Origin of the sequence: Sphingobacterium sp. UBA7855, assembly GCA_002500745.1 — a bacterium.
Lineage (GTDB): Bacteria > Bacteroidota > Bacteroidia > Sphingobacteriales > Sphingobacteriaceae > Sphingobacterium.
The window spans coordinates 32,386-45,125 of record DLST01000016.1; the positions used below are offsets into that span (position 1 = coordinate 32,386).

The following is a 12,740-nucleotide window of genomic DNA, read 5'->3' on the forward strand; positions in this document are numbered from 1 at the left end:
ACCAGCTGAACTACCAGACCTAAAAATCTTAAAAACTTATTTTGTTAAAGAACGTAAGAGATTACTCTCTCTTTTGAAGCGGTCTGGACGGGACTCGAACCCGCGACCCCATGCGTGACAGGCATGTATTCTAACCAGCTGAACTACCAGACCTCAACCCTTCTCCTCAGAAGGTGTGCAAATATAGCGTTTGTTTACGTATCTGCAAAGATTTTTTGAAAAAAAACTAATCTACTTGGCCGTCTTTCATCTTCTCTGCATTCTCTGCAAATTGCAGTGCATCGATAATTCCTTGAATATCACCGTCCATAATTGCCGGTAAGTTGTACATTGTCATTCCGATACGGTGCTCGGTCACTCGACCTTGTGGGTAATTATAGGTACGAATCTTTGCCGAACGGTCTCCTGTTGATACCAATGTTTTTCTTTTTGCGGCGATGTCGCCGTTCTTTTTGTTCAACTCGAGCTCGTAAAGTTTGTTACGCAACATCTCCATCGCTAACTCACGGTTGGCCAATTGGGAACGTTCGACCTGACAAACAACAACGATACCCGTCGGTTTATGTGTTAATTGTACTTTTGTTTCTACCTTGTTGACGTTCTGTCCACCGGCACCTCCCGAACGGGACGTCTGTAATTCAATGTCACCTGGATTTATCTCAACATCCACATCTTCCGCCTCAGGAAGAACTGCTACTGACGCTGCGGACGTATGTACCCGACCTTGTGTTTCAGTATCTGGAACGCGTTGTACGCGGTGTACACCTGATTCGTATTTCAGTTGTCCATAAACGTCTTCACCGATTACCTTTAATATTACCTCCTTGTAACCGCCAGAAGTTCCTTCGGTAACATCCATGACCTCATTACGCCAACCTTTCGTCTCAAAATAACGGGTGTACATGCGATAGAGGTCGCCAGCAAATAAAGCTGCTTCATCACCGCCCGATCCCCCACGAATTTCGATAATGGCGTTTTTCGCGTCTTCAGGATCCTTCGGAATCAACATTAAGCGAATTTCTTCCTCTTTTTCTTCTTTTGCTACGTATAAAAGATCCAATTCCTCTTTAGCCATCTCACGAAGTTCTTGATCCTTCTCGTTCATGATGATGTCCTTATTAGTGTCAATATTGCTGACCATATTTCTGTAAATATGGTACTGATCCACAATCTTGCCCAAATCTTTGTATTCTTTATTCAATTTGGCAAAACGTTTCATATCTTGCATGGTTTCAGGGTTGCTCAATTCAGCTTCCACTTCTTCCCATCTTTCCTTTATCGCTTGTAATTTGTCTAACATATTTCAAAAATGCTTCTTCTAGGAATGTATGCCCTAGGTTACTATTGAGTGTACAAAAGTAAGGAAATTTTGTTGCTTTTAAACTACCTAGCCGGCTATTAATGAGAGGAAACTGCTTTTAGTCCCACAATAGAGGCAATGAGTGTGAAAATAAAGAATATGCGCCAGAAATCTGCTGGCTCCTTGAAGAAAATGATTCCCATTAAAACTGTTCCTACGGCACCGATGCCAGTCCAAACAGCGTAAGCTGTACCTAGCGGAAGTGTCTGTGTAGCTTTGATCAATAAGCCCATACTCGCAAAAAGGAAGACCACAAAGGCCCCATACCAAAGCCATTGTCCAGTCCCCGTTGCATCTTTCGCTTTGCCCAAACAGGTGGTGAAACCAATTTCACATAATCCACCCAATATTAAAAATATCCAGTTCATACCCTTTTCTTTGTTTATAGACAAAGTTCCTTCTTTTGGGTGATAATAGTTTTTACAAATGTTAAAAATTTGCATGAATATTCGCTCGAATCCGACTTAAAGTAACTTGACTGACACCAAGATAGGAGGCGATGTAACCCAGTTTGATGCGCTGGATATATTGGGGATATTTTTGAAGTAACTCGGCATAGCGCTCTTGGGCAGTATTAAAGAGCTTGGACATGGTTCGTTGTTCGGCCTTGATGAATTCGAGTTCAGCCATCTTTCTTCCCCAGTTGGCAATCGCGATATCATTTTCATAGAGCTCAAAAAGCTGTTGTTGGTTAATGCGATAAACAACACTGTCTTCCAGCAAATCGATGTTTTCGTAACCTGGGGTATCATGCACATAACTATTCATGGAAATGAGTGTTCCACCGGGTGAAACAAAATCAAGGGTAATCTGACGTCTGGGCGTCTCGTAATAAACCCGGGCTAAACCCGAGGCCAAAAAATAGATGTCTTTTTGCGTTTTGTCCTGTTCGATCAATAGGGTATTTCTTTTGACTGTGATCTTTTTACTAAGCTGCTCCAATTTTGAAGTGCTTTCTACCGAAAGAAAGTGATAACCATTCAGGCAATCGGATAGCGAAATTAAGGTCTGCCCGCCCATTTCTCCAAACGTAAAGTTTCACCATCCCACACCGCATAGGTATGGTAGTTTATCCATTCGCCTAAATTTATGATGCGGCTATTGGCATTCAGGTTAATGTCATAGGGAAGATGTCGATGTCCAAAAATATAATAGTCGTGATGCTGTATGGACTCAACTTCCTTCGCATAGCCAATTAGCCATTCTTTTTCTTCACCCAAAAACTTTTCGTCCTCATTATTCGAAAGCCTGCTATGTTTTGACCAGCGTGTCGCGATTCCAATGCCGAGATTTGGATGTAAACGTGCAAATAACCATTGACAGATGCGGCTCCGAAATATTTTTTTGAGTATTTTGTATTTATAGTCTCCCGAACCTAAACCATCGCCGTGGTGAATATAGAACTTTTTGCCATTGAGCTGCAGTTCCAATTCATCGTCTACGATTTTTACGTTCAATTCCTCTTTAAGATAATCAAACATCCACATATCGTGATTCCCTTTAAATAGGGTAATGGGAATGCCCAGGTCCGATATTTCTGCTAATTTACCCAAAAAGCGGATGTAACCTTTCGGAACAACCGTGGTATATTCAAACCAGAAATCAAAAATATCACCAACAAGATAGAGCTGTGCAGCATCTGTTTTGATCTGTTCTAGCCACTGTATAATTTGCAGCTCCCTTTCCCGTGAACGTTCCAACGGATACGATCCAAGATGAAAGTCGGAGGCAAAATAAATTTTTGTTCTTGTTGACATGTGGCCAAAACTAAAAAAAATGGCGGCGAATACAAAATTCGCCTCCACAATATAATTTGCTATGATTTAGATAATTCAGAGATGAGCGCCTTTAGATATTCCGTGGCATCGGGATCAATGCGCTTCAAAGACTGCTGAAGTTGATCGGGATAAGCACTTTTTATCGCCATGATTGAACTTGCGATAACCATATAGGATTTGTCGTTTACAGCTTTCAGAATTAGGCTTTTGTATTTTTTGTCTTTAGTCTGCGCAAGCTTTTGAATGGCAGAGGCGCGGATAACAGAGGCTTCGGATTGCTCTGCAAGTGTCGAGATTGTTTTTTCTGTTGACTTGCGGACGGCGGGATTGCTTAGATCGAGACCTTGAATTGCTGTTGCAGCAAGGTCGGGATCGGTATCCTTTAAAGCTGCTGTTAGGATTTGCTGGCTGATGGTATTTGTCGGATTTTTTGAGGCGTAGGCAATCGAACCGACGCGGTTGGCAAAGGAAGGTGCATGCTCATATTGATACAGATAGTCGGCAGCTGACTTATCGATTTCAATTTGACCAACGAGCACTTTTTCGGGATCAATATCGATAAATTCGACAGCAGCAGGTACGGGAATCATCAATTGAGCATTCCGCTTGTTGAGTTGGAAGTTCTGTCTGATCTTTCCATTTTTTGTATAGATATCGACGACCAATGGAAGTTGGAATGTCTGCACGGTAGAATCTTGAATTTGGGCTACGTTCAGTATGACACTGTTCTCTCCAGTTCTTGTCGTGATCTTCAAAATTGGATGCCCACCTTTGTAATACCATTGATTGAAATACGGAGCCCAGTCTTTGCCAGTCACCTCTTCCATAGCGAGGCGGAGCTGTTGCGGTTCGCCGGTTTTAAAAGAATTATCTGTCAAATATTTTTTTAGCGATTGATAGAATGCTTCATCCCCCATCTGTGCTTTTAGGGCATAGAGAATCAATGATCCTTTCGCATAGCTGATGTTATCGAACATATCTTCTTTATCGTGATAATAATAGCGTGCTAAAGCTGCACTCTTTCCATTTTTAGTCGTGTTAAGGTAAGACTGGAGTTTTTCAAACCTCGATTTATCGCCACGATCTTTACCTCCGTCGTGTTCACGCCAGATAACCTCGCCGAAAGTAGCGAAAGATTCATTCATGGTCAGATTGGACCAAGATTCTGCGGTGACCAAATCGCCAAACCACTGGTGAAAAAGTTCGTGTGCGATCGTTCCCTCCTGATTATCGTCCAACAATTCACGTTTCGTCTTTTGTACATGTTCACCGTGCAATGTTGCACTGGTGTTTTCCATTGCACCTGAAACATAATCACGACAAACAATCTGTGCATATTTATTCCATGGGTAAGGGACACCCAGCGTTTTGCTATAAAAGTCCATCATGGCCGGCGTCTTCCCAAAAATGTCCTTGGCATAGGGCGCATATTTCGGCTCTAGGTAATAGTCAACAGGGATATTATTGTACTTATCGGCATAGATTTTGAAATCGCCAACGGCCATCATAAACAAGTAGGGGGCATGTGGTAGATCCATTTTCCAGGTATCCGTGCGTGTACCATCCTGATTCTTTTGTTGGTTTATCAACGCTCCGTTCGATAAACTCACATAGTTATCAAGGACAGTCATCGAGATTTCGGCGGTGGTCTTTTGATTTGGACGGTCGATGGTGGGAAACCATGCTGAAGACGCTTCGGTTTCACCTTGTGTCCATATCTGGCGCGGTTTATTTGGCGTACGCTCATCAGGATTGATAAAGTAAAGTCCTTTTGCATCATTGATTGCTGCACTTCCCTGTGCTTTTAATAAGTTGGGCTTTGCAGTATAATCGAGGTATATCGTGTACTTTTCTTTTGCGAGATACTTGCGGTCGAGTTTGATCAAAATCGAGTTGTTGTCATAGCTGTATTTTAATGGGACTAACTGCTGGTCATTAACCAAAGACACCTGTTTGATATCCATTCCTTTTGCATCGAGGCGGAGGGAGTCTGTCGGGTAAAAATGGGGTTGCAATGTAACCCACTCTTTTCCGTAGAGGAATTGATTTGTATAGTCAAAACGTACATCCAGCCTGGTGTGCACAAGATTATTAATCTTGGTCGGGGTGGCTCTATACTGTTGGTCCACTGGTAGTTGTTGACCCTTGCTGACGCCCGTTTGCAGCATGGAAATTCCTATTAAAAGATATATGATTTTTTTGAACATGGTTTTAGTAAATCAAGATTTAAATAAATCTAAAGAAATTTCTGCGGTCCTAGAAATATGCAGCTAAGAAATAAGCAAATGCTATTGGGTGTTTTATCGTTTGCGCTATCACTGATAGACGGATAACGATCTTGTTGTAGCACTTTTCGTACCCTATTGTGGTCGTCAGTTAACGATGAATTCGCACTTTTTAAAGTAAGATTTCCAAGATAAATACAGCCTGAGAAGCATAGGAGGTCGATAAATTTGTTTATATTCAACTCAAATATTCAGATACTAGGTGAATTGAACTTAGGTTGGTTGAAACAAGTATACGATTTTATGAAAAAGAAAAATTTTGGTCTTATCCTCATGATGATAGGTATGGCAGGTACGGCGACAACTGGTTATGGACAACGGTTAACATATCCCACGACAACGAAAGGGACCGTCGTGGATGAATTTTGGGGGGAAAAGATTGCAGACCCCTATCGCTGGCTGGAAGATGATCGTTCAGCGGAAACAAAAAACTGGGTAGAGGCTGAGAACAAGGTCACATTTGATTATTTGAATGCAATCCCGTTCCGCACAAAACTGAAGGATCAATTAACCGAAATATGGAATTATGAAAAAATAGGAACACCCTTTAAGGAAGGGGGCTATACTTATTTTTTTAAAAATAATGGCTTACAGCAGCACGCGGTGCTTTATCGTAAACTAGGGGATAAAGGTACAGAGGAAGTTTTTTTGGACCCGAATACCTTCTCGAAAGATGGATCGACTTCATTAGCGGACGTTTCATTTTCTAAAGATGGTAGCCTAGTCGCCTATTCTATTTCTGAAGGCGGATCGGACTGGCGGAAAGTCATTGTACTGAATGCCAAAGATAAGTCACCTGTGGGAGCCCCACTCGTAGATGTTAAATTCTCCGGTATCGCGTGGAAAGGAAATGATGGGTTTTATTATTCAAGCTACGATAAGCCAAAAGGGTCTGAACTTTCTGAAAAAACAGACCAACATAAATTATTTTACCATGAACTAAACACAGCACAGTCTGACGATAAATTGATTTTTGGAGGTTCTGCAACACCAAGGCGTTATGTAGGTGCTTCGTTGACAGATGATGAACGGTACCTCATTATCTCCGCAGCAAATACGACGACGGGAAATGAACTGTATTATCAGGATCTCAAGCAGCCGAATAGCAAGATTGTTTGCTTACAGGACCATTTTGATGCCAATACAAATGTCGTTGACAATATTGGGGACAGTTTCTTACTGGAGACAAATTATAAGGCTGCCAACAACCGTTTGGTTAAAGTAGATTTGAAGAATCCTGCAGAGGAGAACTGGAAGGATGTTATTCCGGAGACTGAAAATGTCCTTTCGATCAGTACTGGAGGGGGGTATCTTTTTGCAAATTATCTGAAGGATGCCGTTTCTGTTGTGATCCAATACGATTATACCGGTAAGAAGATTAGACAAATAGAATTGCCTGGCATTGGTACAGCGAGTGGCTTTTCGGGTAAAAAGACAGAAAAAGAAATCTATTTTGGTTTTTCAAATTACATTACACCGTCTTCGAGCTATAAATTTGACGTAAATTCTGGAAGCGCTACACTTTATATCAAGCCTAAAGTAAAGTTTGACTCGGATCAGTATGAATCTAAACAGGTGTTCTACACATCCAAAGACGGTACGAAAGTTCCGATGATTATTACCTACAAAAAGGGGATCGCTCTGAACGGTAAAAACCCGACGATTGTGTATGGTTACGGGGGCTTTAATATCAGCTTAACCCCTGGCTTTAGTACTTCCGTTGCGGTGTGGTTAGCAAATGGTGGTGTTTATGCTGTTCCGAATCTCCGTGGGGGCGGCGAATATGGTCAGAAATGGCACGATGGTGGTAGGCAGTTTAACAAATTGAATGTCTTTCATGATTTTATTGCAGCAGCCCGTTACCTGCAGGAGAATGGGTATACATCACCGGAGTATACCGCTTTAAACGGAGGATCCAATGGTGGCTTACTTGTTGGGGCGACAATGACAATCGATCCCAAAATTGCTAAAGTTGCTCTTCCCGAGGTTGGTGTTTTGGATATGTTGCGTTACCATACTTTCACGGCGGGTGCAGGGTGGTCCTATGATTATGGTACGGTCAGTGATAGCAAAGAAATGTTTGACTATCTGAAAGCGTATTCGCCGGTGCATAATGTGAAATCTGGCGTTTGCTACCCGGCAACAATGGTCTTTACCGGAGATCACGATGATCGTGTGGTGCCGGCGCATTCCTATAAGTTTGCTTCAGAGCTTCAGGCAAAGCAAGCCTGTGATAATCCTGTATTGATCCGTATTGAGACAAAAGCCGGTCATGGTGCTGGAAGGTCTACAGAGGTTCTGATCAATAGTACTGTGGATAAATATGCTTTTGCACTTTGGAACATGGGAATAAAGACATTAAAGTAAACAGGCAGCTCGAAGCTTCAAGATGAGGTTGCTATCGAAATAAAAGTCCCGATCCTTAATTGGATCGGGACTTTTGTCTTTATGGATGATCAGGATAGGCTCTTATGGTTACATTTAGTTTTCCCAAGTTTTTATTCCTTTCATCATCTTTTCAAGCGTTTCTTGATAGATCGGACGATCATCCTCACTGGCCATTTCGACGGCTTTGTTTTGCCACTTGATCGCTTTTTCTTTTTCCCCTTTTTTATAGAGTAGATTGGAGTAGGTGTCTAAGAATGCGCTGCTCGGATCTTCAATGATCGATTTTTTGCTCCAGCTTAGTGCGGATTCAATACAGGCCGGATCGCTGCTGTTATTAAAGATAGTCCAGGCAAAAGTGTTTAATTGATGTGGCGTAAAATCTTCTGATGATAGATAATCATTGATGGTATTCTTCATCGCCACATAATTTTTCACCTGAAGGTAATAGTGTGCTCTAATCTTCTTGAACATCGGAACGAAATCGATGTCCGGATATTTTGCCGTCAGTTCATTTTGATAACTATCCCAGTTAGGTTCGTGCTTGGCGTCTATTTTTATCTGGAATAATTCGTTGACGACAACATTTGCCAACGTACGGTTGGCAATACCGGGTGACTCTAATAGGATATCTATTTTTTCTTTATTGTTCCGGATCAGATTAAAAGCTTTGGAATTGGTAAATTTTGCTGCAGCTAATAGAATATGCACGTTCTCCTTTTTGAACAACTCATCTGTCGCTAATGAATTTGCTAAGGTATTTTCTGCCTTGCGCGCAGTGTTTTCATCGTAGGCAACATTCGCTGCTTTTAGCATCTGCTTTGCCGTGTAGATGTCCTGCGGTCTTTTATCGAATTTTTTTAACAGGGTGTAATACTGTGTTTCGGGATTTAGCCCATCCATTACATGGCCGACAAATTCAGGCGCATCGCTTGCTCCAACAATGCGATGTACAACTTGTCCATTGGGATTAAAGATAAGAAATGTGGGAAACGATTGAATATTATATTCATTAGAAATAGCACGCGCATCGGCATACCATTTTTTGACGTTGGTATTGTCAGATTCTGTGGAATCCATTTGTACCCTAACACTCATAAAGTTTTGATTGATGGGCTGTCCAACCTGTTCTAGTGGAAAGATTTCATTACTCATGTATTGGCATGGACCACACCAGGTCGCAAATAGCTCCATTAAGATAAATTTGTTTTCAGCTTCTGCGCGCTCCTTTAGTTGTTTCCAACTCAATCCATTTATAAATTTCACACCCTTAGTCTGGGCATGAGCCAAATTCCCGAATAAAATCGTAAGGCACAATGCGATTATACTTCTCATACTCACTCAACAAAAGATTCATAATTATGCTTAAGTTATCAAATTAATCTGAAAACAAAAACACCTCGGATGTTTTAATTTCAGAGGTGTTTTTGCGGATTGATAAATCGTCTATTTAATATTTATCTTAGCCTTTAAATCTTTTGTTAGGCCGTCTTTGTGTAACATCAAAGAAGTTGTTTTGTAACGTACGAATTCTTTTGTGGCATATAAGTAACCGTGGTAGTCATTTGTTGTGCCCCAAGAGTTTTTAACGATGTAATATTCTTTTCCGTTTTGATCTTTCACAAGACCGACAATGTGCATACCATGGTCATCAGTTGTTTGCCAGTTGTCAAAAGCTTTTTGTCTTTCTTCGGCTGTCACTTTTAGTTCCGGTTTAGGACCCACGAACATGGTTGATTTTTCTTGCTCTGTCATTTCCTCGAAAGGTTTTTCAGGTACATAAGCAACTCCGTTTTTCCAGGAGAAACCTTTTTCAGATACGTCAGTTGCCCAAGCCACAGTATAACCCTTTTGTAAAGCGTTGTCAATGATATCCGTTAAATCGTTCATTTTAACGTTATAAAAACGGTCGAATGACCAGTTGTCTGGAATCAGCAATACGAACTGGCTGTAATACGGATGATCGGTTACGGAAGCAATACCGACATAGTCGTCTGGATTGATACCGATTACCTGATCTGCAAAGGTACGTGGTGTGTAGGATTTACCGTTATAGTCAAATTTCTCAGGAACCTCTCCAAGGTATGAATCCATGGCAGCGGTATAGGCTTTCTCCCAGTTTGGTGTCAATGTTTTGCCCTTCACTACTGCCCCCAACATAGCGTCCAACATAGAAGTCATTTCGCCAAAGTTGTTACGGGTAGTACCGTAGTGGAGACCTGTATACGCAGATTGCGGCATTGTCCCGTATTTACGAAAGGAGTTCAATACATCATGGAATTGACCGCCCTCGCCCAATGATAATCCACCATGAAGACGTACATAGGTACGTGCTTTGTCTAAGTATGTGTTCCGCGCAGTATAAATCTGAGATATCTCAACCGGTTTTTTACCCATACGAATCATTTCAGACTCTAGAAAAGAATTACCTGAATAAGACCAACAAGTACCTGATGAACCTTGATTTTTGATGGATGTGTTGCCTAGGTTGATGACTTCAGTAAAGGTAAATCCAGATTTGCTATTGTCATTTTGATTTGCTTTTAGCGCATTGATCAAATTGTCTTGTGCTTGTACTTGGAAAGACGCTGCAAAAAGTGAAGCGGCTAGTACAATCGTTTTATTCCAATTCATAGTTAGTATGTTGTTAATTTAATGTGGTGCTAAAATAAATAAATAAAATTGAGTAAGATCAATTCCTCTGTAAAATAATTGTGCTGAAAAATCTTCTGTTTTTATGTTAATGTACTGCTAGACAGAAAAATTATGAAAGTTTTCTAAGGTTAAATAGGAATGGTCAGAATTTTTATTCTGACCATTATATTTTGTTTAGTCTATCATGTGCTGCCGATTGCTACAACATTTCACCACGATAAGCATAATTTTTTCAATCCGTTTCGCCTAATCCGCGATGGAAGACTTTTTTGGAAAAAGTAGCGAAGCAATAATACTTAAAGCGAGGATACCGATAATAACAATAAGTGAATGTGTTGTCGTAAAGCCAACTTCAGCCAACCAATGGTGGAGCAGCATCTTTAGTCCAATGAAGACCAATAAAAACGCTAAACCTACTTTGAGGTATTGGAACTTGTGTATGATATTGACCAATAGGAAAAACATTGACCGTAAGCCTAGAATCGCAAAAATGTTCGAAAAAAATACGACATAGGGGTCTTTGGTAACGGAGAAAATCGCAGGAATAGAATCCACGGCAAAAATGAGATCGGTAAATTCAATCACCAGCAATACGAGAAAGAGCGGAGTCATGTATTTTACACCGTTCTCGACATGGAAAAAATGTCCACCATCTAGTTTCGGAGTTACTTTAAAGTAGCGCGAAGCGAATTTAACGACCGGGTGATTCTGTGGATCGACTTCCTCTTCCTGGTTGCGGTTAATAAACATTTTGACACCTGTAAAGACTAGGAAAGCGCCGAAAACATACAGAATCCAGCCAAACTTAGCAATAAGGGTGGCACCAAGGAATATAAAAAGAAAACGCATAATGATTGCGCCCAAAATACCCCAAACCAAAACTTTATGGTAATAACGCTCTGGAATACCGAAAGAGGTAAACAGTAAGACCATAACAAAGATATTATCTACTGACAAGGCGTATTCCACAACATAACCAGTAAGATATTCCAGGCCAAGATTCTTATTATAGACATCGAGACTGGCTGCTAGATCGCCGGGAATAATTTTAATATCGTGGTGATGTTTGGCGATGACCTCTTGGAGGTGATTCAAATCATGGATATTGTGCAGTTCAAATCCATAGTGACGTAGCAGCCAATAGAAGCCTAAGGAGAATAAAACCCAAATGGCACTCATAATACTCGCCATCTTCAGGCTGACAGGTTTGTCGCCTTTAGAAAATAACCCAAGATCTATTGCAAGCATAAGCGCAATAAAGATGAGAAATCCACCAAAAAACATTAATTCGTGACTCATTTTATTTTTTTCTTTCTGTTGTGTATTTTACCAATTGCTCCAATCCGACTTTGTATTCGCTGTCTGGAAAGTCTTTCAATATTCGAAATGCATCTTGTTGGTATTCCAGCATCTTATTTGTCGCGTATGCTAACCCACCACTCTTACGGACAAAATCAATGACTTCAGCAACTTTTTGCGCATCCTCATTGTGGTTTTTAACTAAATTAATGATTCTTCGTTTTTCGCTGGCAGTAACTTGATGTAATGCATAAATGAGCGGTAAAGTTATTTTCTTCTCTTTGATATCATTGCCGAGGGGTTTGCCGACGTCATCTAGACCAAAGTCAAACAAATCGTCTTTAATCTGGAATGCAATTCCAATTTTTTCACCAAATTGATGAAGTTTATCTACTGTTTCCTGATCTGCATTTGACGAGGCCGACCCGCAAGCACAGCAAGAAGCGATTAGCGAGGCTGTTTTTTTTCGGATCACTTCAAAATAAATAGACTCTTCAATATCCAGTTTACGAGCCTTTTCGATCTGAAGCAATTCACCTTCGCTCATCTGTTCAACAGCTTCAGATACAATTTTTAGTAAGTGATAATCCTGATGTTTTACGGAAAGGAGTAAACCTCTTGACAATAGAAAATCACCCACCAAAACAGCAATTTTATTTTTCCATAGTGCATTGATTGAAAAAAATCCTCGACGTTCGTAGGAATTGTCCACCACATCATCATGTACCAAAGATGCCGTGTGCAACAACTCTACAAGAGCAGCACCACGGTAAGTGGATTCATTAATTCCGTTACATATGCCCGCTGAAAAGAACACAAACATCGGCCGCATTTGTTTGCCTTTACGTTTGATCAAGTATTGTGTAATGCGATCCAACAAGGGGACGGAGCTTTTCATCGAAGCTTTGAATTTTTTCTCAAACGCTTCAAGTTCATCGACAATAGGACGTTGAATCTCTCTTAATTTTGACATGAATT

Annotated in this window: 10 protein-coding genes and 1 tRNA gene; 1 reads left to right on the forward strand and 10 read right to left on the reverse strand. The window is 40.8% G+C overall.

The features are described from left to right. Window positions 1–79 precede the first annotated feature (79 nt). From B2107_RS13900 to B2107_RS13925, 6 genes are all read right to left on the reverse strand, one after another. A tRNA-Asp gene (locus tag B2107_RS13900) sits at window positions 80–153 on the reverse strand. Window positions 154–226: 73 nt separating this feature from the next. Next, window positions 227–1,300, reverse strand: a complete 1,074-nt coding sequence (gene prfA, locus B2107_RS13905) for a peptide chain release factor 1 (protein ID WP_293956251.1) — start codon at window positions 1,298–1,300, stop codon at window positions 227–229. A gap of 98 nt (window positions 1,301–1,398) precedes the next feature. Then, on the reverse strand, window positions 1,399–1,728 hold the full coding sequence (locus B2107_RS13910) for a DMT family transporter (RefSeq protein WP_293956252.1): 330 nt from the start codon (window positions 1,726–1,728) through the stop codon (window positions 1,399–1,401). Window positions 1,729–1,789: 61 nt separating this feature from the next. After that, entirely contained in the window at window positions 1,790–2,380 is a 591-nt protein-coding gene (locus tag B2107_RS13915; RefSeq protein WP_293956253.1) for a Crp/Fnr family transcriptional regulator, read from the reverse strand. After that, window positions 2,362–3,117, reverse strand: coding sequence for a UDP-2,3-diacylglucosamine diphosphatase (locus tag B2107_RS13920; protein WP_293956254.1), 756 nt, complete (start codon window positions 3,115–3,117; stop codon window positions 2,362–2,364). Before B2107_RS13920 ends, B2107_RS13915 begins: the two co-directional genes overlap by 19 nt. Before the next feature lie 59 nt (window positions 3,118–3,176). Further along, window positions 3,177–5,306: a M1 family aminopeptidase gene (locus tag B2107_RS13925; RefSeq protein WP_293956255.1), complete on the reverse strand. Its 2,130-nt coding sequence runs from the start codon at window positions 5,304–5,306 to the stop codon at window positions 3,177–3,179. A 360-nt stretch (window positions 5,307–5,666) separates the two neighbouring features. Here B2107_RS13925 and B2107_RS13930 point away from each other — a divergent pair, with 360 nt between their 5' ends. Continuing rightward, the gene (locus B2107_RS13930; protein ID WP_293956256.1) at window positions 5,667–7,790 is read left to right on the forward strand and encodes a prolyl oligopeptidase family serine peptidase; all 2,124 of its coding nucleotides are present in this window, start codon (window positions 5,667–5,669) and stop codon (window positions 7,788–7,790) included. Between the two features lie 114 nt (window positions 7,791–7,904). Here B2107_RS13930 and B2107_RS13935 read toward each other — a convergent pair whose 3' ends face one another. The 4 genes from B2107_RS13935 to B2107_RS13950 all read right to left on the reverse strand — a co-directional run bounded on the left by B2107_RS13935 (window position 7,905) and on the right by B2107_RS13950 (window position 12,735). Beyond that, window positions 7,905–9,143, reverse strand: a complete 1,239-nt coding sequence (locus B2107_RS13935; RefSeq protein ID WP_293956257.1) for a thioredoxin family protein — start codon at window positions 9,141–9,143, stop codon at window positions 7,905–7,907. Between the two features lie 111 nt (window positions 9,144–9,254). Further along, complete coding sequence (locus B2107_RS13940) at window positions 9,255–10,442, reverse strand: aminopeptidase C (RefSeq protein WP_293956258.1); 1,188 nt, start codon at window positions 10,440–10,442, stop codon at window positions 9,255–9,257. A 267-nt stretch (window positions 10,443–10,709) separates the two neighbouring features. After that, window positions 10,710–11,762, reverse strand: coding sequence for a TerC family protein (locus B2107_RS13945; protein WP_209578728.1), 1,053 nt, complete (start codon window positions 11,760–11,762; stop codon window positions 10,710–10,712). A 1-nt stretch (window position 11,763) separates the two neighbouring features. Further along, the gene (locus B2107_RS13950) at window positions 11,764–12,735 is read right to left on the reverse strand and encodes a polyprenyl synthetase family protein (RefSeq protein WP_293956259.1); all 972 of its coding nucleotides are present in this window, start codon (window positions 12,733–12,735) and stop codon (window positions 11,764–11,766) included. Window positions 12,736–12,740 lie beyond the last annotated feature (5 nt).